The organism is Pseudactinotalea sp. Z1739, from assembly GCF_049725055.1.
Taxonomy (GTDB): Bacteria; Actinomycetota; Actinomycetes; order Actinomycetales; family Beutenbergiaceae; genus CALKWS01.
On sequence record NZ_JBMPQA010000007.1, the window covers coordinates 16,595 to 39,033 of the forward strand.

Here is a 22,439-nt window from a genome sequence, read left to right on the forward strand (position 1 = left end):
TGGGGCAGGGACCACCGTCGCGGGCATGGACCTGAACAGTTACGCCACCCACAGCCCCTTCTCCGACCCTGTCGGGCACGCCGCCCTGCTGGCCGATGTGCCCGCCGACACCCCCAGTCTGCATCGAGCGGTGACGTGCACGATCGGGCACTACCGCGCAGGCCCGACCCCCTCAGCCCGGCAGTTGGCCGATATCGACACCCGGTGGGTCGATCGGATCTGCGCCACCGCGCTGGAGCGCTCCCCCGGCCCACTCACCACCGAGCGTGCAGACCCGGACAAGGTCGGAGGGTGCTGTCGCGACCACACCCTGTTGGCCGTGGCGATCCTGCGCCAACACGGCATCCCGGCCCGCAGCAGGGTCGGGTTCGCCGCCTACCTGACCCCCGGCTTCCACCATGACCACGTCGTTGCCGAGCGCTGGTCGAGGCAGGAACAGCGTTGGATCAGGTTCGACCCGGAGTTCGGCGCCGAGCAGCAGGACGTGCCGATGCACGAGCTGCCCCGGGGCGCCGGCGCCCCGTTCCAGACCGCCGCGCAGGCATGGCTGGCCTACCGCGACGGCCACACCGACCTGAGCACCTACGGCGTCATGCCCGGACATGCGTTCCTACGCGGCCCGGCCTTCGTCCAGCGGTACCTGCTCAGCGACCTGGCACACCTGATGCGCACCGAACTGCTGTTGTGGGACGTCTGGGGGCCGGGACTGGACGAGCCGGCCGGTTCCGGCGGCGGGGCCCCGATGGGCCTGCCCCATCCCGCGCAGGTGCATACCGAGTCGATCGGGGCCACCGACCGTCTGGCCCGCCTGATCGTGGCGGCCGACGACGGCGACCGCGGCGCCGAGGAAGACCTCGCCACCCTCTGGGCTACTTCGCCCCAGGTGCGCCCGGGTGCGCGCGTGCGCACCGTCTCACCCTCGGGCCGCATCGGGGTGACCAACCTGCGAGCCCGGCGTACGGAGTGGGCGCCGGCAGCGGACCCCGGCCTGGCGGTCCTGCCCTAGTGCGGATGGGCGCATGGCCGGAGAGGAGCCGAGCGAACCGGTCGTCTACGGTGGCAGGGCCGACCCACCCACGCCCCCAGGAGACCCGCGAGACAAGTGAACGACGACGGACACGCACCCGCCTACCGGCGCCACCAACTCCACAGCCTGGGCCTCGCAGCGGCCGCCTTCGCCGCCTCCGCGCCGGGGCAATCGTTCCTCATCTCCGTCTTCGTCGACGACTTCCTGGCCGGCACCGACCTGTCCCGCACCACCTTCTCGATCCTGTACGCGGCGGGCACGGTCATCTCGGCCAGCGCGATGATCCTGCTGGGCCGCGTCATGGACCGCCGCGGCCTGCGCCCATCCTGGATCATCGTCGCGGCGGCACTCGCCGCCGCATGCGGCCTCGCCAGCGTGGCAACCGGAGCCCTCACCGCTTTCCTCGCGCTGGCGCTCCTGCGGACTTCCGGTCAGGGATCCTTCCCTCTCATCGGGACCCTTCTGGTGGCCCGCAGCTTCGGACGCCGACGGGGACAGGCGGTGGCGCTGGCCAACCTCGGCCTGACTCTGAGTTCGATGTCGCTGCCGCCTCTGACCGCGCTGCTCATCGTGCACACCGACTGGCGCACCGCCTACCAGGTGCTCGCCGTGGTGCTGCTCGTCGTGGTCCTCCCCCTGGGGCTGCTGGTGCGTGGTGGACCAGCCCGGGCCGGTAGTGCAGCGACGACTCAGAGCGACACCGTCGCCCACCCCGCTCCGGTACGCCCCGGTCGTCGGGGGCTGCCCGCCCTGCCCAGCGGTCTTGCGGCTCGACTGCTGCTCATCCTCGCAGGGCCACCACTCATCAGCACGGCCGCCACCTTTCACGCCGTGTCCATCCTCGCTGAACGCGGGGTCGACTTTCTGGCCGCCGGCGGCACGGTCGGGATCCTCGGCGCCACATCCGCGCTCGGAGTGGTGCTGGCCGGTCTCATCGTGGACCGGCTCACCACTCGCGCCGCCCTGCTCGGCTCGAGCGCCACCGTCCTCGCCGCCACCTGCGTCCTGCTCGTCCCGAGCGCGGTTGCCGCCTATGTCGCCTTCGCGTGCCTCGGGCTCGGCATGGGCGCTACCGGGGTACTGAACGGGACGATCTGGGCTCGCACCTTCGGAACGGTGAACCTCGGCCGCGTCCAGGGCATGGCGCAGTCGGCCACGATCACCGCCGCAGCGATCGCCCCCATGATCCCGGCCGTCTCGGTTGCGTTGACCGGGTCCCACACCGCCGGTCTGCTCGCACTCGCCCTCATCGCCGTCATGGCCAGCGCCGTCGCCTGGTCGCTACGCGACCCCACGATGGTCCACTAGGGCGCGCGGTCAGGACCGCAACCGGGTGGCCCACAGCGCCACGGCGGCGGCCGCGGCCACGTTCAGGGAGTCCACCCCACCGGCCATCGGGATCTGCACGGTGAGGTCACAAGCGGCGATCGTCTCGCGTCGCAATCCATCCCCCTCGGTACCCAGTACCAGGGCGAGTCTGTCCGGCGGGTCCGCCTCCATCTGCACCAGGCTGACCGCGCCGTCGGCCAGCGCCAGAGCAGCGACAGTGAAGCCGCGCGAGCGCAACGCCTCCACCCCTTCCTGGGGACCGTCGCCCGGCCATGGTTCGATCCGGGTCCAGGGCACCTGGAAGACCGTGCCCATCGACACCCGGATGCTGCGCCGGTAGAGCGGATCGGCGCACCGGGGGGTGATCAGCACCGCATCCACCCCCAGCCCGGCACAGGCCCGGAACGCCGCCCCAAGGTTGGTGTGGTCCACCACGTCCTCGAACACGGCCACCCGCCGGGCGCCGGTCAGTACCTCGCTGACCTGCGGTAGCGAGGGCCGGCGCATCGCTGCCAGCGCGCCACGATGCATCCGGAATCCCGTCAGTTCCTGCAGGACGGGCTCCTTCGCCAGGTAGACCGGGACGTCTCCCCCGTCATCGTGACCACCGCAGGCGGCGGCGATGACCGGGCGCATCGACTCCAGCCACTTCGGCGCCATCAGGAAGGAGATGGGCAGGTGCCCGGCCGCGACCGCACGCTCGATCACCAGGGATGATTCGGCGATGTACAGCCCCTTGGCCGGTTCGTGCCGGGAGCGCAGCGCCACATCGGTGAGCCTGGCGTAGGCGGACAGTTCCACCGCGTCCAGGTCGGTGACCTCGACGATCATCGGGTCAGCAACCGCCGCCTCGGGGGGCGGAACCGCTGGGCCCGGTCACGCAGGTTGAAGGTGACCGCGTTGGTGTAATGGCGCAGGATCTCGGCGTTGACCACCTCCCAGGTCCGGTTGGCGGTGGATTCGCGTGCCGCCACCCCCATCACCATCCGCAGTCCGGCGTCCTCGGTCAGGGTGCGCACGTGCCGGGCCAGTTCGGGCAGGCTGTCCGGGGTGTAGAGGAATCCGGTCCTCCCGGGCTCGACCAGGTCCAGCGGGCCCCCTCGGGCCGGGGCCACCACCGGCACCCCGGAGGCCTGGGCCTCCACGATCGTCTGGGCGAAGGTGTCCATCTGGCCGGTGTGGACGAAGATGTCGAAACTGGCCATCATCCGCGGCAGGTCCGGTCCCTGCAGGTGTCCGGTAAAGATGGCGCCCGGCAACGACTGGGCCAGTTTCTCCCGGCGCGGGCCATCGCCCACCACGACCACGCGGATATTCGGCAGATGCGCCAGCGCGGCCAGGTCCTCCACCTGCTTCTCCCTGGCCAGGCGCCCGACGTATCCGACGATCACCTCGCCCGGTCCGGCCAGAGTGGCACGCAGCGCCTCGTCCCGGTACACCGGGTCGAAGCGGTCCCGGTCCACCCCGTGCGGCCATACCGCGACCCGGTGCACCCCTCGTTCGATCAGTTGGGCGCATGCGTAACTGGACGGAGCCAGGGACAGCGTGGCCCGCTTGTGGATCTGCTCGATCCGGCGCCACAGCAGGGGTTCGATCTGCTTGGCGTGGTACCGCCGGGCGTAGGTGGGCACCTCGGTCTGGTACACCGCGACCGTGGGCAGGTCCAGGGACTGTGCGGCGCCGATGGCCTGCCGGCCCAGCAGGAACGGGGCGGCCAGATGCACCACATCCGGATTGAAGTAGCGCAGGTGCTCGGCGAGCGTGCGCACCCGGGGGTTGGACAGGCGGATCTCGGCATATCCCGGCAGGGACACCGACCGGAACCGGTAGACACTTGCGCCGGCGTACTGGTCCACCGCGTCCTCACCGCGGCTCGGTGCCGGAGCCAGAACGAGCACCTCGTCGCCGTGGGCGTCCAGGTACTCCAGCAGCCGGAGCGCGGTCACGGTCACCCCATTGGCCTGGGGTAGGAAGGACTCGGCCACCACGGCGATACGCACGGTGCCATGGTGCCAGATGCACTCCAGCCCGGCGATGGGGCACGCCGCGTTAACTTGAACTGTTCCGGAAACTGATCTACTCTAGAGCCATGTCCACCAGCCACGCCGACATGCTGCGCACCGCGGAACTACGCGTCACCGCACCGCGGCTGGCGGTCCTGGCCGAGGTGGAGGCCCACCCGCACGCCACTGCGGAGACCATCCGTCACGCCGTGCATGAGCGGCTCGGCACCGTCTCCACACAGGCGGTCTACGACGTGCTGCACGCCCTGACCGACGCTCGGCTCCTGCGGCGGATCGAGCCGGACGGGTCACCCGGCCGGTTCGAACTCTACCGCGGGGACAACCACCACCACGTGGTGTGCCGGGCCTGCGACGCGATCCACGACGTGCCCTGTGCCGTCGGCGAGGCACCGTGCCTGCACGCCAGTGAGGATCACGGCTTCACCATCGATGCCGCCGAGGTCATCTACTGGGGCACCTGCGCCGACTGCCGCAGTGCTGCCCAGGCGATCCCGGTACACAACTGAACCACCGTTGCCGGGAACGGCACCGGACCTGCATCAGAGAAACCCAGATTCCCGCTAAGGAGCAAGGAATGACCGTAGACAACACCAAGCCCCTGACGACTGCCGCCGGCGCGCCGGTCGCGGAGAACGACAACGCCATCACCGCCGGCGCCCGGGGCCCGATGCTCCTGCAGGACGTGTGGTTCCTGGAGAAGCTGGCCCACTTCGACCGTGAAGTGATCCCGGAGCGCCGCATGCACGCCAAGGGCTCGGGCGCGTGGGGGACCTTCACCACCACGCACGACATCTCCAAGTACTCCAAGGCCGCGATCTTCTCCGAGGTCGGCAAGCAGACCGAGATGTTCGCCCGCTTCTCCACGGTGGCCGGCGAGCGTGGCGCCGCCGACGCCGAGCGCGACATCCGCGGATTCGCCCTGCGCTTCTTCACCGAGGAGGGCAACTGGGACATGGTCGGGAACAACACCCCGGTGTTCTTCCACCGTGACCCGCACAAGTTCCCCGACCTCAACCGCGCGGTCAAGCGTGACCCGCGCACCAACCTGCGCGATGCGGAGAACAACTGGGACTACTGGACCAGCCTGCCCGAGGCACTGCACCAGGTGACCATCGTGATGTCCGACCGCGGTATCCCGGACGGCTACCGGCACATGCACGGCTTCGGCTCGCACACCTACTCCTTCATCAACGCGCAGAACGAGCGCTTCTGGGTGAAGTTCCACTTCCGCACCCAGCAGGGCATCAAGAACCTCACCGATGCCGAGGCGGCCAAGGTGATCGCCGACGACCGCGAGTCCTCCCAGCGCGACCTCTTCGAGGCCATCGAGCGTGGCGACTTCCCCAAGTGGACGCTCTTCGTCCAGGTGATGCCGGAGGCCGACGCGCAGAACTACCGCTTCCACCCCTTCGACCTCACCAAGGTCTGGTCGAAGAAGGACTACCCGCTGATCGAGGTCGGTGAGTTCGAGCTCAACCGCAACCCGGAGAACTACTTCGCCGACGTCGAGCAGGTCGCCTTCACCCCGGCGAACATCGTGCCCGGCATCGGGTTCTCCCCCGACCGGATGCTGCAGGGCCGGCTGTTCTCCTACGGCGACGCCGCCCGCTACCGCCTGGGCGTCAACCACCACCAGATCCCGGTCAACTACCCCCGCGGCGCCACAGTGGTCAACACCTACCACCGCGACGGTCTGGGCCGGGTGGACGGCAACCAGGGCGGCACCCCCGGGTACACCCCGAACAGCTACGGTCGCTTCGAGGCGACCCCGGCCTACGCCGACCCCAGCCAGGCGATCGGTGACACCGCCGCCCGGTTCGACTTCCGCGAGGACGACTCGAACTACTACGAGCAGCCCGGTGACCTGTTCCGCCTGATGACCCCCGAGGAGCAGCAGCGTCTGTTCGCCAACACCGCACGGGCGATCGACGGCGCCTCGGAGGCCACCATCGAGCGGCACATCCACAACTGCACCCTGGCCGACCCGGCCTACGGCGAAGGTGTGCGCCGAGCGATCGAGGCCCTGGCGGCCGGGACCCTGGACTCCCTGGACGCGAACCCGGAAAACGAGCCGGTGCACGTCTGAGCCGCGACTCGCTGACCTGAGGGCCCGGGTGACCATCTACGGTCGCCCGGGCCTTTCAGCACGTCGCGCCGATCTCCCTGGCGCGCAGTGAGTCACTCCAGCAGATGTGCGCGCCCGAACAGCTCAGCGGTCTGCCGAGCGCTCGGGGTGCCGGCATCGAGGTCCGCGCCAGCGGCCCGCAGCATCGCCACGACCTCGTCCTCGCCCTTGAACAGGGCGCCGGCGATCGGGGACTGGTCCCGGGCGTTGCGTAGGTTCACATCCGCTCCCCGCTCGATCAGGGCGGCCACGGTCCGGGCGTGCCCGTGGTAGGCCGCCAGCATCAGCAGGGTGTTGCCCTCACGGTCCGCGACGTCGATAGGTAGACCCCGATCGACGAACTCCCCCAGTTCCTCGGCCTGCCCCGCGCGGGCCAGGTCCATGGCCAGCGCGATCACCTTGGCGGTCTGTTCCTCCGACAGCGAGCCCATGGCGACCGAGCCTACTCCGACTCGCCCACCTGCGCCCCTGCGGCGAACTGGGACTCGTACAGCCGGGCGTAGGCTCCGCCGGCGGCGAGCAACTCGTCGTGGTTGCCCTGTTCGACGATGCTGCCGGACTCCATCACCAGGATCACATCGGCGTCGCGGATGGTGGACAGCCGGTGAGCGATGACGAAGCTTGTGCGGCCCTGTCGCAGTGCGCCCATCGCCTCCTGCACCAACGCCTCGGTTCGGGTGTCCACCGAACTGGTGGCCTCATCCAGGATCAGAATCGGTGGATCGGCGAGGAATGCCCGGGCGATGGTGAGCAATTGCTTCTCGCCCGCACTGACCGCGGTGCCGCGCACGCCCTCGTCGTCGATCTGGGTCTGGTAGCCGTGCGCCAGCGTCCGCACGAACGGATCCACGTGGGTGGCCCGGGCCGCGGCGACCAGTTCCTCGTGCCCCACCTCGGTGTCGACGCCGTAGGTGATGTTCTCCTCGATCGTGCCCGAGTACAGCCAGGTGTCCTGCAGCACCATCCCGACGTTGGAGCGCACCTGTGCCCGCGGCACCGTGGCGATGTCCACCCCGTCCAGGGTGATCTGACCGCCATCGACCTCATAGAAGCGCATCAGCAGGTTCACCAGGGTGGTCTTGCCCGCGCCGGTGGGCCCCACGATCGCGACGGTCTGCCCGGGCTCGGCCACCAGTGACAACGACTCGATCAGCGGGGTGTCCTCGCGGTAGCGGAAGGAGATGTCGCGGAACTCCACGTGCCCGCGCACCTGCTCCGGGATCGACTCCTCCGCGCTGACCTGCGGGTCGGGCGATTCCTCCGGAGCGCTCAGTACCTCGAAGATCCGCTCGGCCGACGCCGCTCCGGACTGCAGCAGGTTCAGCATGCCGGCGATCTGGGTGATCGGCTGGCCGAACTGGCGCGAGTACTGGACGAACGCCTGCACCTCTCCGATGCTCAGGTGCCCGGAGATCACGCGCAGACCACCGATCACCGCCACCAGGACGTACCCGATGTTGGACATCATCCCCATCACCGGCTGGATGATGCCGGTGATGAACTGGGCCCGGTAGGACGCTTGGTAGAGCGCCTGGTTCTCGCGGGCGAAGGTCTCCTGGGCGGTGCCCTCGTGCCCGAACACCGTGACCAGGGCGTGCCCGGTGTACATCTCCTCCACGTGCCCGTTCAAGGTCCCGGTGCGGCGCCACTGCTCGATGAACTCCGGCTGGGAGCGTCGGGCGATCTGGGCCACGATGAAGCCGGACAGCGGCACCGTGACCACCGCCACGAGAGCCAGCAGCGGGGAGATGATGATCATCATCGTCAGCACCGACAGGATCGTCAGGACCGCGGTGATCAATTGCGACAGGGTCTGCTGCAGTGTCTGGGCCAGGTTGTCCACATCATTGGTCATCCGGGACAGCAGTTCCCCGCGCTGGCGGGCGTCGACGTAGGACAGCGGTACCCGGGAGAGTTTGCGTTGCAGGTTCAGGCGCATCATGTTCAGGGTGCGCTGCACCGCGACCGTGGTGAGCACCCCCTGCGCCCACATCGAGGTGGCCCCGACCGCATACACCCCGCTGACCAGCACCAGGACCCGGGCGAGTGCGGCGAAGTCCACACCAGCACCACCCAGCATCCCGTCCACCACGATGTCGGTGGCCCTGCCCAACAGCATCGGCCCGGCCGCGTTCAGGATCACGCCCATACCCCCGAGCACGAACCCGGCGATGATCCGTGCCCGCTGGTCACGCAGCTCGCCGATCACCCGGCGCACGGTCGGGCCGAACTGTGCCGGACGCTCCCCCGGCATCCGGCCCGCGCCGCCGTGGCCGGCCGGCCCGCGCTGGGGCGCTCGGTGCCCGCTCATCGGCCCGCCTCGGCGGCGCTGAGCTGGGAGTTGACGATCTCGGCGTAGGTGACGTTGCCCTCGAGCAGTTCGGTGTGGGTTCCCGCCCCTACCAGGCGGCCGTGGTCAAGCACCAGGATCTGATCGGCGTCACGGATGGTCGCCACTCGCTGAGCCACCACGATCACCGTCGACTGCGATGTCGCCGGGCGCATCGCGCTGCGCAGGGCGGCGTCGGTGGTGTAGTCCAGGGCGGAGAAGGAGTCGTCGAACAAGTAGATCGGGGCCTGCCGGATCAACGCCCTGGCGATGGAGATCCGTTGGCGCTGCCCACCGGAGACGTTCGTGCCGCCCTGGGCGATCTCGGCGTGCAACCCGCCGTCCATGTCGGCGACGAAGTCGGCGGCCTGGGCGATCCGCAAGGCCTCCCACATCTCCTCCTCGGTGGCCTCGGCGCGCCCGAAGGACAGATTGGAGGCGACCGTGCCGGAGAACAGGTACGGACGCTGGGGGACGAGACCGATCATGGTGGCCAACAGGTCGGGATCGAACTCGCGCACGTCCACACCGTCCAGCAGCACCCGGCCACCGGTGGCGTCGAACAGGCGGGGCACCAGGTTCACGACGGTCGACTTACCGGAGCCGGTGGAGCCGATGATCGCGGTGGTCCGGCCCGGCTCGGCGGTGAAGCTCACCTCGTGCAGCACATCGGCGTCGGCGCCGGGGTAACCGAAACTGACCGACTCGAACTGCACCAGCCCGCGCACCGCACCGGGGCGCTCGGGCCTGGCCGGGGGCGTCACCGTGGGTATGGAGTCCAGCACCTCCTGGATCCGACCCCCCGACACCAGGGCCCGCGGGGCGAACATCACCAACATGGTCGCGAGCATCACCGACATCAGGATGAACATCAGGTAGGCCAGGAACGCCACCAGCGCCCCCACCTGGGTCTGCCCGGACTCCACCCGGTGCCCTCCGAACCAGATCACCAGCACCGAACCACCGTTGATGATGAACATCACCAACGGGAAGGCCAGCGCCATGAGCTTGCCGACCTTGATCGCCACATCCTCCAGGGCGACGCTGGCCTCGGTGAAGCGGGCTTCTTCCCGTCGTTCCTTGGCGAAGGCCCGGATCACCCGGATCCCACCGAGCTGTTCGCGCATCACCCGGTTGATCCCGTCGATCCGCTCCTGCATCGCCTTGAAGTGCGGGATCGCGCGCCACACCACCAGGCCCATCGCGGTCGCCAGTGCCGGCACCACCGCCACCACCAGCACAGACAGTCCCGCGTCGGTGCGCACTGCCATGATCACCCCGCCGAGCAGCATGATGGGTGCCATCACGATCATGATCAGGGTGAACAGCACCAGCATCTGCACCTGCTGGACATCATTGGTGGTGCGGGTGATCAGCGACGGGGCGCCGAAGGCGGAGATCTCCTGGGTGGAGAAGCGCTGTACCCGGGTGAACAGGGCCTGCCGCACGTCCCGACCCACGCTCATCGCGGTGCGTGCTCCCACGTACACCGCACCCACGGCGGCGAGCACCTGGATCATCGAGACGCCCAGCATCACCAAGCCGAGCCGCAGGATCAGCCCGGTGTTCCCGGGCACGATCCCCTCATCGATCACCCGGGCGTTCAGGCTCGGCAGCAACAGCGCCGCCATGGTCTGGGCGAACTGCAACACGACGACCAGCCCGATGGCACCCCGGTAAGGCCGCAGGTAGCGGCCCATCAAATCACGCACGCCGTGAGGCTACACCGCCCCGCCCACATCGAGTGTGGACGGGGCGGGTGCGTTCGCGGTGAGCGCAGCGGCGCAGCCGGCTACTGGCGCGGCTGCGGGGGCGGCGGCGGCGCGGCGTCCTCGCCGCCCTCGGGCACCTGACCGGCCTCGGCCGCACCGGAGAACGGACGCCCGGAGGTCTCCCCGGCCGTGGTCGCCTCGGCGGTAGCCTCATCGACCTGGCCGCGAGCCTCCCGCAGCGCTTCGGAGGGGTCCTGCAGCGAGGTCTCCGGGAGTTCCACGTCCAGACCCTCGATGTGCTCCACGGTGGAGGCGCGCTCCTTCTTCCGCTTCTTCCTCGGCCCGCCGTCGCGGTCGCCGTCGTCGCCGTTCCCGTCGCCACCGTCGTCGTCATCGCCGAATCCCTCGAACCCGGGCGGGGTGGCGCCGCCGCCGAAGGCGGAGGAGATCGAGCCCAGCGCGGCGGTGAACTCGGTGGGGATGACCCAGAGCTTGGAGGAGGAACCGTTGGCGATCTGCGGCAGCATCTGCAGGTACTGGTAGGCCAGCAGCTTCGGATCGGCATCACCGCGGTGGATGGCGTCGAACACCTGCAGGATGGCGCGGGACTCACCCTGGGCCTTGAGGATCGCGGACTGTGCCTGACCCTCGGCGCGCAGGATCGCGGCCTGCTTCTCACCCTCGGCGGTCAGGATCTGGGACTGCTTGACACCCTCGGCGGTCAGGATCGCCGCACGACGATCCCGCTCGGCGCGCATCTGCTGCTCCATCGAGCCCTGCACGCTGGCCGGCGGGTCGATCGCCTTGAGTTCGACGCGGTTCACGCGGATCCCCCAGCGCCCGGTGGCTTCGTCCAGAACCCCGCGCAGCTGACCGTTGATCTGGTCACGGCTGGTCAGGGTCTGCTCCAGGTCCATCGACCCGATCACGTTACGCAACGTGGTCACGGTGAGTTGCTCGATACCGGTGATGTAGTTCGCGATCTCATAGGTCGCGTCCTTGGGTTCGGTCACCTGGAAGTAGATGACCGTGTCGATGGAGACCACCAGGTTGTCGGAGGTGATCACCGGTTGCGGGGCGAAGGATACGACCTGCTCGCGCAGGTCCACCCCGGCCCGGACGCGGTCGATGAAGGGGATCAGGAAGTGCAACCCCGCGTACATGGTGGACTGGTAGCGGCCCAGCCGTTCGATGATCAGTGCCACGGCCTGCGGCACGATCCGGATCGACTGGCGAATCGCCACGATGACGAAGATGGCGAAGATGACCGCCACCACGATGAAACCGATTTGTGCTCCGGTCACGCTAATTCCCTTGATTGATGACTGGTGGTCGGATCAGTACTGCTGACAGCCTAGGGGCTGGGAGTCAGTATCCAGGCCCCGGCGGGCCGTAGGGCTGGCTCGGGTTGGTCTCCACCGGCAACGGTTCCACGATCGCGGTGGCGCCCTCGATGCGCACCACGCTCACCCGGGCCCCCACCGGCAGCACCGCCCCGGGCGCCTCGGTGCGTGCGGTCCACACCTCGCCGGTCAGTTTCACGCGGCCGGCCCGGTCGGAGACGTCGGAGACCACGGTGGCGATCCGGCCGCGGTGCGCGTCCACGTTGGTGCGCGCCTGCGGGGTGTTCGCCTTGAGTTTGGCCAGGGCCCACGGGCGCACCAGCACCAACAGCCCCACCGAGACCACCGCCGCGATGATCAACTGCAGCCAGAACGGGGCACCCATCGCCCCGGAGATCGCTGCCGCGGTGGCACCGCCGGCCAGCATCAGGAACAGCAGGTCCACGGTGAGCATCTCGATGACGCCCAGGACCAGTGCCACCCCCAGCCACCACAGCCAGCCCATGCCCTAACCTCCCGCGTGTCGTCCCCGTCAGTCTAAACGACTCGTAAACTCTTCGCTGCTCCCTTTCGCCCGGTCTCAGGCGTGCGCACCGCCGCTTCGGGGACGGCGGGCCCGGCCCCGGGCGCTCCAGCGCTGCCCGTGCCGCTCCACCACCAGGTCCACCCCGAAGGTGCGCGAGAGGTTCTGTTCGGTCATCACCGAGTACAGCTCCCCGGCGGCCTCCACCTTCCCCTCGCGCATCAGCATCGCGTCGGTGAAGCCCTCGGGCACCTCCTCCACGTGGTGGGTGATCAGCACCAGCACCGGGGAGGCCAGATCGCGGGCGAGTTCGGTCAGCGCGCCCATCAGTTCCTCGCGGCCACCCAGGTCCAGCCCCGCTCCGGGTTCGTCCAGGATGAGCAGTTCGGGATCGGCCATCAGGGCGCGGGCGATCTGGGTGCGCTTGCGCTCGCCCTCGGACAGGGTGCCGAAACGGCGCTGGGCCAGATCGGCCACACCGAAGGCGGCCAGCAGATCCATCGCGCGGGAATCATCCAACTCTTCATACGACTCCCGCCACCGTCCGGTCATCCCGTAGGAGGCGGTGCGGACCACGTCCAGGACCACCTCACCACCGGGGATCCGGTCCGCCAGCGCCGCACTGGCCAGCCCGATCAGCGGCCGCAACTCGAACACGTCCACCGCGCCCAGGCGCTCTCCGAAGATCTCCACCGTTCCCGAGGTGGGGTGCATCCGGGCCGCGGCGAGTTGCATCAACGTGGTCTTGCCGGCCCCGTTCGGGCCGAGCACCACCCAACGGTCCCCCTCATCGACCGACCAGTCCACGCCGTCGAGAATGTTCTTGGCGCCGCGGCGCACGGTCACATCGGTCAGGTTGAGCACATCACCCATATCGCCAGAGCCTAGTTCACCTACGGTGGTCACCATGCGCCTCGACATACCCCGTTCCGTGCTGGTCGCCCTGTGGACGAACCGGCTCGGCACCGCCCCGAGCCCGGAGGAGTTGGCGCAGGCGACCCGGGCGGTGCGGGCGGTGGCCGACGACGACGGGATGCCGACGGCGGATCTGCTCACCCAGGTGGCCGGTACCGCGGTGCTGGCGGTGACGCCGGTTCCGGGCGAGCCGGTGCCGTTACCGGCCCCGGCGCGCGCGGCGGCGCTGGAGGCCGGGCAGGCGCTGATCAGCGGCCCCCCGCGCGGCGCCCCGGGTCTGTTGCGGATCGCGGTCCCGGATGAGCGGGCCTTCGGGTCCGAACTCGAACCCGGTGAACTGCTGGGCTGGCAGGTGTGGACCGAGCCGGTGGACGGGTCGGGGTGGGTGCCGCCGGTGATCACGATGGCCGAGGCCCGCACCGGGCTCGCCGAGGCACTCGACCTGGCGATCGAGACCCTGCTCAGTATGGATGTGGCCCGGTGGCGGGAGGAGGCCGCCGAGGAGATCGCGATGCTCGGCAGCGACGAATTGCCCCCGCCGGCCGCCGACCGGATCCCGCCCGGTCTGGACCCCAGGCGCTCGCACGTGCTCTCCCGTGCGGTACGCTTGCAAGCCATCGTGGACCTGGCCACCCAGGACGACGGGGCCGCGGTGAACTCCTGGCAGGCCGATCAGCGCACCGCCGCTCTGCGGCACGTGGCCGCGGCCGCCCGCAGCGCCCTGTGCGCCGTCAGCGTTTCCGGGTTCTGACCGGAACTAGCCCAGCACGCTGCGGTAGACCTCCAGGGTGCGCTCCCCGATCGCATCCCAGGAGAAGTGTTCCGCCGCCCGCACCCGGCCGGCCTCCCCCATCGCGGCGGCGCGCTCGGGGTCGGCGAGCATGTCGATCAACGCCCGGGCCACGTCGGCCGCGAAGGCCTCCGGGTCATTCGGGGTGCCGGTGCCGTCGTCGGCCTGGTCCAGCGGCACCAGGGTTCCGGTGACACCGTCGGCGACCACCTCGGGAATGCCACCGGTCGCCGAGGCGACCACCGGCACACCCAGCGCCATCGCCTCCAGGTTCACGATTCCCAGCGGCTCATAGATCGAGGGGCAGGCGAACACGGTGGAACTGGCCAGCAGTCCCACCACGTCGGCGTGCGGGAGCATCCGGTCGATCCAGATCACGTTCGGGTGGGTGCGGCGCAACCGGTCGATCGCCGCACCGATCTCGGCTGCGATCTCGGGGGTGTCCGGGGCGCCGGCGCAGAGCACCAGTTGCACCTCCGGCGGCAGTTGGTGCGCGGCCCGGATCAGATGGGCCAGGCCCTTCTGCCGGGTGATCCGGCCCACGAAGATCACCGCCGGCACCTCCGGGTCCACCCCGTGGCGCCGCGCGATCTGTTCACTGACCCGACGTTGCGGGCGGGCCCAGCGCTGCAGGTCCACCCCGTTGTGCACCACCGAGACCTTCTCCGGATCCACATCGGGGTAGGCGGCCAGGATGTCGGCACGCATCGCGTGACTGACCGCGATGATCCCGGCCGCGGAGGAGTAGGCGGTGTGCTCGGCCCAGCCGGACAGCGCGTACCCACCACCGAGCTGCTCGGCCTTCCAGGGGCGCAGCGGCTCCAGTGAGTGCGCGCTGAGCACGTGGGGGATGCCGTGCAGCAGGCCGGCCAGATGCCCGCCGAGGTTGGCGTACCAGGTGTGGGAGTGCACCAGATCGGCTCCGGCGACGTCGGCGGCCATCGCCAGGTCGACCCCGAAGGTGCGCAGCGCCGGGTTGGCCCGGGCCAACGTCTCGGGCTCGTCGTAGCCGTGCACACCCGGGGCGGTGCGGGCGCCGTCGAAGCAGCGCACCTGGACGTCCACGTGCGCGCGCAGCACCCGGGCGAGTTCGGTCACGTGCACCCCGGCTCCGCCGTACACGTGCGGCGGGTACTCCCTGGTCAGCAGGTCGACGCGCATGGTGAGGCATCCTTCCTCCCACCCAGCACCACGGCGGGAACTTGCGGCGCGGAATCGGTGGCTGAACCCGCGTGCTCAGCCTAGGGTTCATTGCATGGCCACACCACGGGTTCTCGCGATAGTCCTGGCTGGAGGCGAGGGGAAGCGGCTGATGCCGCTCACGGCTGATCGGGCCAAGCCTGCGGTTCCCTTCGGTGGGATCTACCGGCTGATCGACTTCGCGTTGTCCAATGTCGTCAACGCCGGGTACCTGCGCGTGGTGGTGCTGACCCAGTACAAGTCGCATTCCCTGGACCGCCATATTGCCAAGACCTGGCGGATGTCCTCCCTGCTCGGCAACTACGTGGCCCCGGTGCCGGCCCAGCAGCGGGTGGGCAAGAACTGGTTCCTGGGCAGCGCCGATGCGATCTACCAGTCCCTGAACATCATCGATGAGGAGAAGCCGGACATCGTGGTCGTGGTCGGCGCCGATCACGTCTACCGGATGGACTTCTCCCAGATGGTGCACTCCCATATCGAATCCGGCGCGGAGATGACCGTGGCCGGGATCCGCCAACCGATCGAACTGGCGAACCAGTTCGGGGTGGTCGACGCCGACGCCGCCGATCCGACGCGGATCGCGGCTTTCCTGGAGAAGCCCGAGAATCCACAGGGTCTGGCCGACTCCCCCCGGGAGGTGCTGGCGTCCATGGGCAACTACGTCTTCAATGCCGATGCCCTGGTCGCCTCGGTCCGCGAGGACGCCAGGTCCACCACCTCCAGGCACGATATGGGCGGGGACATCGTGCCCTACTTCGTGGACAAGGGGCAGGCCGGGCTGTACGACTTCATCCATAACGACGTGCCCGGCTCCACCGACCGGGACCGGAACTATTGGCGTGATGTGGGAACCCTGGACTCCTACTACGACGCGAACATCGACCTGATCAACGTCGAGCCGGTGTTCAACCTGTACAACGACGACTGGCCGGTGCACACCGGGTACGTGGGCCTGCCGCCGGCGAAGTTCGTCCACTCCGTGGCGGGGCGGACCGGGCACGCGGTGGACTCGATCATCTCCCCCGGTGTGGTCATCTCCGGTGGTGACGTGCGCGGCTCCATCCTCTCCCCCGGCACCCGGGTGAACTCCTGGTCCACCGTGGCGGACTCGGTGCTGCTCGACGGCGTCGTGGTGCACCGGCACGCGCACGTGCACAAGGCGATCCTGGATAAGAACGTCGTGGTCAGCGAGGGCGCCTCGGTGGGTGTGGATACCGAGTTGGACGCCTCCCGTGGGTTCACCGTCACCGATGCCGGCATCACCGTGGTGCCCAAGGGAACCCGGATCACGCACGGATGAGCCGGCGCCGCCTGGTGGTGCTGGATGTGGACTCCACGTTCATCGCCGACGAACAGATCGACCTGCTCGCCGCCCACGCGGGGGTGGGCCCGCAGGTGGCGGCGATCACCGAACGGGCGATGGCCGGGGAACTCGATTTCGAGGCCGCGCTGCGCGAACGGGTGGCCGCACTGGCCGGGCTGGCGACCTCGGCGATCGACGCGGTGCGCGCCCAGATCAGCCTCAGCCCAGGCGCCGGCGAGTTCATCGCGGGGCTGCATCAGCGGGGCTGGCCGGTGGGCCTGGTCTCCGGGGGATTCCACGAGATCGTCGACCCCTTGGCCAACGCGCACGGCATCACCCGGGTGCAGGCCAACCGCCTGGAGACCGACGACGACGGCGCCCGCCTGAGCGGGCGGCTGCGCGGGGAGATCGTGGACCGGGCGACGAAGGCGGACTTCCTGCGCGCGTTCGCCGCTGCCGAGGGCGTCGACATGGCCGACACGGTGGCCATCGGCGACGGCGCGAACGACCTGGACATGGTCACCGCTGCCGGCCTCGGGGTGGGCTTCCGGCCCAAGCAGGCTCTGGCCGAGGCAGCCGACGTGGTCCTGACCGACCGGCTGGATGCGGTGCTGGCCGTCCTGGACCGCTGATCGCCGTTCAGGTGCCCGGCTGTGGTTCGGCCAGGTCGGTGAGGGTGGCTGTGCCGCGGCCGAGTTCGGCCCAGGGGCAATCCACCCGCAGTTCAGCGAGCATCGCCGTGCTCATTCCGGTGCGAACCCGGGCCGTCGCGGCCTTCTGGGAGTCCGGCCCGGCCAGGATCCGGGCCACGTGGGAGATCACCGGCTCGTGTCCCACCACCAGTACCGAGGCGGTCTGCCCCGGCAACGCGCGAACCAGATCGAGCAACTCACCCGCACCGGCGCCGTAGATCTCCGGCAGCCGGCGCACCTCGATGCCGGAGGTGTCCACATCCTGCTCATCCAGACCGGTCTCGATCAACTTCCACGTCTCGACGGCGCGATTGGCGCTGGAGCACAGCACCAGGTCGGGGACGGCGTCGTGTGCGCAGAGCAGCGCCGCCAGCCCCTTGGCCTGGGTGCGCCCGTGCAGGCTGAGCGCCCGATCGATATCGGCGCCGGTGGGAGCATGGGGTTCGGCTTGGGCGTGCCGCAGCAGGCTCAGCCGGGCCATCACTGCCCCATTGCGTGCACGCCGCCGTCGACGTGCACGATCTCCCCGGTCGTGGCCGGGAACCAGTCCGAGCACAACGCGGCCACCGCCCGGGCGGTGGGCTCCGGGTCCTCCACGTCCCAGCCCAGCGGCGCCCGGTCGGGCCAGGCGCTCTCCATCTGGGTGAACCCGGGGATGGACTTGGCGGCGGTGGAGCGGATCGGGCCGGCCGAGACCAGGTTCACCCGGATCCCGTCCGGGCCCAGGTCCCGGGCGAGGTAGCGGGCGGTGGACTCGAAGGCCGCCTTGGCCACTCCCATCCAGTCGTAGACCGGCCAGGCGTAGCGTGCGTCGAAGGTGAGCCCCACCACCGCTGAGCCGGGCCGCAGCATCGGCCGGGTCGCCACCGCGAGAGACTTCAGCGAGTACGCCGAGACCTCCAGCGCGGTGGCCACGTCCGGCCACTGCCCGTCCAGGAAGTTCCCGCCCATCACCGACTGCGGGGCGAACCCGATGGAGTGCACCACGCCGTCGAGGTGGTCGGTGTGCTCACCCACGCGCCCGGCCAGGGCCTCCAGGTCCTCGGCGGATGTCACGTCCAGTTCCACCACCGGTGCCTCCTTCGGCAGCCGGCGCGCGATGGCCCGGGTCAGGCGCAGTTGCCGCCCGAAGGAGGACAGCACCACGTCGGCGCCCTCGTTCTGGGCGAGGCGCGCCACATGGAAAGCGATCGAACTCTCCATCAGCACCCCGGTGATGAAGAGCTTCTTTCCGTCCAGAAGTCCCATGCTGTTCTCGCTACCTCTCGTGTTCGTCTCAGTGACCCATGCCCAGGCCGCCGTCCACCGGCAGCACCGCCCCGGAGATGTAGCCGGACTGCGGTGCGGCGAGGAACTCCACCGCGGTGGCCACGTCCTCCACCGCACCGAACCGGGCCGCGGGGATGGCCTCCAGGTATTTCGCCTGGGTCTGTTCGGGTAGTTCGGCCGTCATCGCGGTGTCGATGAAACCGGGTGCGACGACGTTGGCGGTAATGCCTCGGGCGCCCAGTTCCCGGGTGATCGAGCGGGCCATGCCCACCAGGCCGGCCTTGGCCGAGGAGTAGTTGATCTGCCCGGGTGAGCCGTACAGGCCCACCACCGAGGAGATCAGCACGATCCGCCCACCACGCTGGCGGATCATCCCCTTGCTGACCCGCTTGACGCACCGGAACGTGCCGGTGAGGTTGACATCCACGACGTCGGCGAAGTCCTCCTCGCTCATCCGCAGCAGCAGCATGTCCCGGTTCATCCCGGCGTTGGCCACCAGCACCTGCACCGGGCCCAGTTCGGCCTCGATGGTGGTGAAGGCGGAGTCCACCGAGTCGGTGTCGGTGATGTCGGCCCGTACGCCCAGGACCCCCGGCGGCACCTCGCCGCTGCGGTGGATCCCGGCCACCTTCTCCCCGGCCGCGGCGAACCGCTGCGCGATCGCATACCCGATCCCGCGGTTGGCTCCGGTCACCACCACGGTGCGGGGCTGATCACTGCTGTGCTGCTCGCTCACGCTGATCCCTTCGACTAGCAACTGCGCATAGACGGTAGTGCACCGGCGGCCCCCACGGGAACGGACCGGAGCACGGCCCGGCGAGTCATCATGGCCGCGCGCGGCGTAGGCTGGCAGGTATGCCCGAGGTCCACTCCGTCACCAGCGCCGCGGAACCACTCAGCGTGCGCAACAGCAGGCGGATGCGGCGGTACCTGATCACGATGGGGATCAGGTGCGCCGGGCTGGTCGGGGCCGTCTACACCGAGGGTTGGCTGCGCTGGGTGAGCATCGTCCTGGCGGTGGTGCTGCCCTATGTGGCGGTGGCCCTGGGCAGCGAGAGCGTGGACAAACCCACCGGAGCCACCCCCTATACCGAGCCCGATCCGCAGATCACCGCCTCCGGTCGGGTGGAGTTGGAGCAGCGCCATGACTGACCTGATCTGCAGCGCCAAGGGCTGCCGCGCCGGTGCGCAGTGGGCGCTGCGGTGGAACAATCCGAAACTGCACACCCCCGGACGGCGCAAGATCTGGATGGCCTGTCCGGACCACCGCACCCACCTGGAGAACTTCCTGGGCGCCCGCGGGTTCCACCGGGAGACGGTGGCCCTGGCCGACCTGCCGCCGGAGGAACGACCCGCCGGCCCATGACATCGCGCTACTCCTTCCTGACCAGCCGCCGCTGGCTCGGCCTGATCGCCGCGGCGGTGGCCATCTCGGTGGTCTGCGCCCTCCTGGGGTACTGGCAGTGGTCCCGGTACCAGGGTCGCGCCGACCAGGTCGCCCTCGTCGAGGCGAACTTCGACCAGGACCCCGTTCCACTGACCGACCTCGTCAGCCGGCCGGGTGCCGAGTTGGATCCTGCTCACCAGTGGCACCCGGTGCAGGTTCAGGGCCGCTATCTCGGGGAGGTGGTGGTGCTGCCCCAGCGCGGGGTTGCGGGCAACCCGGCCGATCACGTGGTGGGAGTGCTGGCCGTGGACGTCGGCCACGGGCCGGACTGGGCTGTGCTGGTGGACCGGGGCTGGTACACCACCGACACCTTCGCCGACCACGCCGCAGCCCAGGAACTACCCAACGGGCAGGTCACGACCACCATGCGGCTGCGCCCCGCAGAAGCGCCTTCGCCGCGGGTGCTCGACGCGGGGCAGATACACCGGCTGAACCCCACCCAGGCGCTGACGGCAGCCACCGGCACCGAGGAGGATGACAGCGCCGGGTACGTGCTCGCCACGGGGATCTACGGCCAGTTGGCCGCCGAGACCGAGGGAGGTTCCGACGTCGTCCCGGCGGAACTGAACCTGCTCCCCCGTCCGGTCGCGGACCTCGGGTCGCACCTGTCCTACGCGTTGCAGTGGTGGGTCTTCGCCCTCGGCCTCTACGTGGCCCTGGTGATCCTGGCCCGCAGGGAGGCCCGGGACCCGCGCGCACCGGCCCCGGTGCGCCGCCGGGCCGATGCCGACGAGGACGAGGCGATCGAGACCCAGATTCAGGCCAGCGCGACCAGTTCGGCGTAGTCCTCGCTCCACAGGTCCTCGTCGCCATCGGGCAACAGCAGCACCCGCTCGGGATCCAGCGCCGCCACGGCTCCCTCGTCGTGGCTGACCAGCACCACCGCACCGGTGAAGTTGCGCAACGCCTCCAGGATCTCCGCACGGGATGCCGGGTCGAGGTTGTTCGTGGGCTCATCCAGCAGCAGCACGTTCGCGGCCGAGACCACCAGCACCGCCAGCGCCAGTCGCGTCTTCTCACCACCGGAGAGCACCCGCGCGGGCTTGAAGGCGTCGTCGCCGGAGAACAGGAACGAGCCCAGCACGCTGCGTACCTGGGTATCGGTCAGGTGCGGAGCGCTGCGGCGCAGGTTCTCCACCACGGTGGCACCGGTGTCCAGGTTCTCGTGTTCCTGGGCGTAGTAGCCGATCTTGAGCCCGTGGCCGGGGTTGATCTGGCCGGAGTCGGGCTGTTCCACCTGGGCGAGCAGACGTAGCAGGGTGGTCTTGCCGGCACCGTTGAGTCCGAGCACCACCACCTTGGAGCCCCGATCGATGTCCAGGTCCACATCGATGAACACCTCCTGGGAGCCGTAGCTCTTGGACAGCCCCCGCGCCGACAACGGCACCCGCCCGCACGGAGCGGGGTCCGGGAACCGGAGGTTGGCGACCTTGTCCGCCGTCCGGGTCGACTCCAGGCCGGACAGCATCCGCTCCGCCCGGCGGAACATGTTCTGCGCGGCGACGGCCTTGGTGGCCTTGGCGCGCATCTTCTCGGCCTGGGCGACCAGGGTGGCCGCCTTCTTCTCCGCGTTCGCCCGTTCCCGCCGGCGGCGGCGCTCATCGGTCTCGCGCTGAGCCAGATAGTCGTCCCAGCCCAGGTTGTACACCTCCAGTTCCGCGCGGTTGGCGTCCAGGTGGAACACCTTGTTCACGGTGGCACGCAGCAGGTCGGTGTCGTGGCTGATCACGATGAAACCACCGGGATAGGTGGCCAGGAAGTCACGCAACCAGGTGATCGAGTCGGCGTCGAGGTGGTTCGTGGGCTCATCCAACAGCATCGTCTCGGCACCGGAGAACAGGATCCGGGCCAGTTCCACCCGGCGCCGCTGGCCACCGGACAGGGTGCTCAACTGCTGGGCCAGGACCCGGGTCGGTAGCCCGAGGTTGGAGGTGATCCGGGCGGCCTCCGACTCGGCCGCCCATCCCCCCTGGGCGGTGAACTCGGCGTCCAGGCGGGAGTACCGGGCCATCGCTCGCTCGCGCGTGTCCTCGTCGTCGCTGGCCATGTCGGTCTCGGCCTTGCGGACGCGGCGCAGCAGTTCGTCCAGCCCTCTGGCGGACAGCACCCGGTCCATCGCGACCACCTGCAGGTCCCCGGTGCGTGGGTCCTGGGGCAGGTAGCCCACCTCACCGGTGCTGGTGATCGTCCCGGCGCTGGCCTGATGCTGGCCGGCCAGGGTCTTGGTCAGGGTCGTCTTGCCGGCCCCGTTGCGGCCCACGAGACCGATCCGGTCGCCGGTGTCGACCCGGAAGGTGGCGCCGTCCAGCAGCTGGCGGGCACCGATTCGCAGTTCGACGTCAGTAGCGGTGATCACCGGGCCGAGTGTAGGTGGCCTGATCGGTGTTCCGACAATTGGAATTCCCCGCCCA

The 22,439-nt window shown here is 69.6% G+C and carries 23 protein-coding genes; 10 read left to right on the forward strand and 13 right to left on the reverse strand.

Features of this window, described 5'->3' with window-relative positions; genetic code table 11:
• The first annotated feature begins 25 nt into the window (after positions 1-25).
• On the forward strand, positions 26-1,006 hold the full coding sequence (locus ACO0LV_RS10390) for a transglutaminase-like domain-containing protein (RefSeq protein WP_424787827.1): 981 nt from the start codon (positions 26-28) through the stop codon (positions 1,004-1,006).
• A 96-nt stretch (positions 1,007-1,102) separates the two neighbouring features.
• Entirely contained in the window at positions 1,103-2,335 is a 1,233-nt protein-coding gene (locus ACO0LV_RS10395; RefSeq protein WP_424787828.1) for an MFS transporter, read from the forward strand.
• Positions 2,336-2,344: 9 nt separating this feature from the next.
• Here the strand turns inward: ACO0LV_RS10395 and ACO0LV_RS10400 are convergent, their stop codons facing one another.
• Complete coding sequence (locus ACO0LV_RS10400) at positions 2,345-3,187, reverse strand: TrmH family RNA methyltransferase (RefSeq protein ID WP_424787829.1); 843 nt, start codon at positions 3,185-3,187, stop codon at positions 2,345-2,347.
• A complete protein-coding gene (locus ACO0LV_RS10405; protein ID WP_424787830.1) occupies positions 3,184-4,356 on the reverse strand; it encodes a glycosyltransferase family 4 protein in 1,173 nt (390 codons plus the stop codon). The genes ACO0LV_RS10400 and ACO0LV_RS10405 overlap by 4 nt, the downstream gene beginning before the upstream one ends.
• Before the next feature lie 89 nt (positions 4,357-4,445).
• On the opposite strand from ACO0LV_RS10405, the gene ACO0LV_RS10410 reads away from it, so the two are divergent.
• Both ACO0LV_RS10410 and ACO0LV_RS10415 read left to right on the forward strand, forming a co-directional pair.
• The gene (locus tag ACO0LV_RS10410; protein WP_424787831.1) at positions 4,446-4,886 is read left to right on the forward strand and encodes a Fur family transcriptional regulator; all 441 of its coding nucleotides are present in this window, start codon (positions 4,446-4,448) and stop codon (positions 4,884-4,886) included.
• A gap of 68 nt (positions 4,887-4,954) precedes the next feature.
• Positions 4,955-6,466: a catalase gene (locus tag ACO0LV_RS10415; RefSeq protein ID WP_424787832.1), complete on the forward strand. Its 1,512-nt coding sequence runs from the start codon at positions 4,955-4,957 to the stop codon at positions 6,464-6,466.
• Positions 6,467-6,558: 92 nt separating this feature from the next.
• Here ACO0LV_RS10415 and ACO0LV_RS10420 read toward each other — a convergent pair whose 3' ends face one another.
• The 6 genes from ACO0LV_RS10420 to ACO0LV_RS10445 form a co-directional block, all read right to left on the reverse strand.
• Positions 6,559-6,936, reverse strand: coding sequence for an ankyrin repeat domain-containing protein (locus tag ACO0LV_RS10420; protein WP_424787833.1), 378 nt, complete (start codon positions 6,934-6,936; stop codon positions 6,559-6,561).
• An 11-nt stretch (positions 6,937-6,947) separates the two neighbouring features.
• Positions 6,948-8,816 (reverse strand): ABC transporter ATP-binding protein, encoded by a 1,869-nt coding sequence (locus tag ACO0LV_RS10425; protein WP_424787834.1) that lies wholly within the window; start codon positions 8,814-8,816, stop codon positions 6,948-6,950.
• The gene (locus ACO0LV_RS10430; protein ID WP_424788013.1) at positions 8,813-10,534 is read right to left on the reverse strand and encodes an ABC transporter ATP-binding protein; all 1,722 of its coding nucleotides are present in this window, start codon (positions 10,532-10,534) and stop codon (positions 8,813-8,815) included. Before ACO0LV_RS10430 ends, ACO0LV_RS10425 begins: the two co-directional genes overlap by 4 nt.
• A gap of 92 nt (positions 10,535-10,626) precedes the next feature.
• A complete protein-coding gene (locus tag ACO0LV_RS10435; protein WP_424788014.1) occupies positions 10,627-11,856 on the reverse strand; it encodes an SPFH domain-containing protein in 1,230 nt (409 codons plus the stop codon).
• 58 nt (positions 11,857-11,914) lie between these two features.
• Entirely contained in the window at positions 11,915-12,394 is a 480-nt protein-coding gene (locus tag ACO0LV_RS10440; RefSeq protein WP_424787835.1) for an NfeD family protein, read from the reverse strand.
• A 75-nt stretch (positions 12,395-12,469) separates the two neighbouring features.
• Positions 12,470-13,285, reverse strand: coding sequence for an ABC transporter ATP-binding protein (locus ACO0LV_RS10445; RefSeq protein ID WP_424787836.1), 816 nt, complete (start codon positions 13,283-13,285; stop codon positions 12,470-12,472).
• Between the two features lie 34 nt (positions 13,286-13,319).
• Here ACO0LV_RS10445 and ACO0LV_RS10450 point away from each other — a divergent pair, with 34 nt between their 5' ends.
• Positions 13,320-14,078 (forward strand): hypothetical protein, encoded by a 759-nt coding sequence (locus tag ACO0LV_RS10450; RefSeq protein WP_424787837.1) that lies wholly within the window; start codon positions 13,320-13,322, stop codon positions 14,076-14,078.
• A 6-nt stretch (positions 14,079-14,084) separates the two neighbouring features.
• Here the strand turns inward: ACO0LV_RS10450 and glgA are convergent, their stop codons facing one another.
• Positions 14,085-15,278, reverse strand: coding sequence for a glycogen synthase (gene glgA / locus ACO0LV_RS10455; protein WP_424787838.1), 1,194 nt, complete (start codon positions 15,276-15,278; stop codon positions 14,085-14,087).
• A gap of 94 nt (positions 15,279-15,372) precedes the next feature.
• Here glgA and glgC point away from each other — a divergent pair, with 94 nt between their 5' ends.
• Together glgC and serB are read left to right on the forward strand one after the other, a co-directional pair.
• On the forward strand, positions 15,373-16,617 hold the full coding sequence (gene glgC / locus ACO0LV_RS10460; RefSeq protein ID WP_424787839.1) for a glucose-1-phosphate adenylyltransferase: 1,245 nt from the start codon (positions 15,373-15,375) through the stop codon (positions 16,615-16,617).
• The gene (serB, locus tag ACO0LV_RS10465) at positions 16,614-17,252 is read left to right on the forward strand and encodes a phosphoserine phosphatase SerB (RefSeq protein WP_424787840.1); all 639 of its coding nucleotides are present in this window, start codon (positions 16,614-16,616) and stop codon (positions 17,250-17,252) included. Before glgC ends, serB begins: the two co-directional genes overlap by 4 nt.
• 7 nt (positions 17,253-17,259) lie before the next feature.
• On the opposite strand, the gene ACO0LV_RS10470 is transcribed toward serB, so the two are convergent.
• From ACO0LV_RS10470 to fabG, 3 genes are read right to left on the reverse strand one after another with little or no spacing between them, the layout of a single operon-like run.
• Positions 17,260-17,793, reverse strand: a complete 534-nt coding sequence (locus tag ACO0LV_RS10470; protein ID WP_424787841.1) for a SixA phosphatase family protein — start codon at positions 17,791-17,793, stop codon at positions 17,260-17,262.
• Complete coding sequence (gene fabI, locus ACO0LV_RS10475) at positions 17,793-18,560, reverse strand: enoyl-ACP reductase FabI (RefSeq protein ID WP_424787842.1); 768 nt, start codon at positions 18,558-18,560, stop codon at positions 17,793-17,795. The genes ACO0LV_RS10470 and fabI overlap by 1 nt, the downstream gene beginning before the upstream one ends.
• 28 nt (positions 18,561-18,588) lie before the next feature.
• Positions 18,589-19,317, reverse strand: coding sequence for a 3-oxoacyl-ACP reductase FabG (gene fabG / locus ACO0LV_RS10480; RefSeq protein ID WP_424787843.1), 729 nt, complete (start codon positions 19,315-19,317; stop codon positions 18,589-18,591).
• A 119-nt stretch (positions 19,318-19,436) separates the two neighbouring features.
• Between fabG and ACO0LV_RS10485 the strand changes: the two genes are divergently transcribed.
• From ACO0LV_RS10485 to ACO0LV_RS10495, 3 genes are read left to right on the forward strand one after another with little or no spacing between them, the layout of a single operon-like run.
• Positions 19,437-19,733, forward strand: coding sequence for a DUF3099 domain-containing protein (locus tag ACO0LV_RS10485; RefSeq protein ID WP_424787844.1), 297 nt, complete (start codon positions 19,437-19,439; stop codon positions 19,731-19,733).
• Positions 19,726-19,947 (forward strand): hypothetical protein, encoded by a 222-nt coding sequence (locus ACO0LV_RS10490; RefSeq protein WP_424787845.1) that lies wholly within the window; start codon positions 19,726-19,728, stop codon positions 19,945-19,947. The genes ACO0LV_RS10485 and ACO0LV_RS10490 overlap by 8 nt, the downstream gene beginning before the upstream one ends.
• Positions 19,944-20,813, forward strand: a complete 870-nt coding sequence (locus tag ACO0LV_RS10495; protein ID WP_424787846.1) for an SURF1 family protein — start codon at positions 19,944-19,946, stop codon at positions 20,811-20,813. Before ACO0LV_RS10490 ends, ACO0LV_RS10495 begins: the two co-directional genes overlap by 4 nt.
• Here ACO0LV_RS10495 and ACO0LV_RS10500 read toward each other — a convergent pair.
• On the reverse strand, positions 20,786-22,384 hold the full coding sequence (locus ACO0LV_RS10500) for an ABC-F family ATP-binding cassette domain-containing protein (RefSeq protein WP_424787847.1): 1,599 nt from the start codon (positions 22,382-22,384) through the stop codon (positions 20,786-20,788). The genes ACO0LV_RS10495 and ACO0LV_RS10500 overlap by 28 nt on opposite strands.
• Positions 22,385-22,439: the final 55 nt, after the last annotated feature.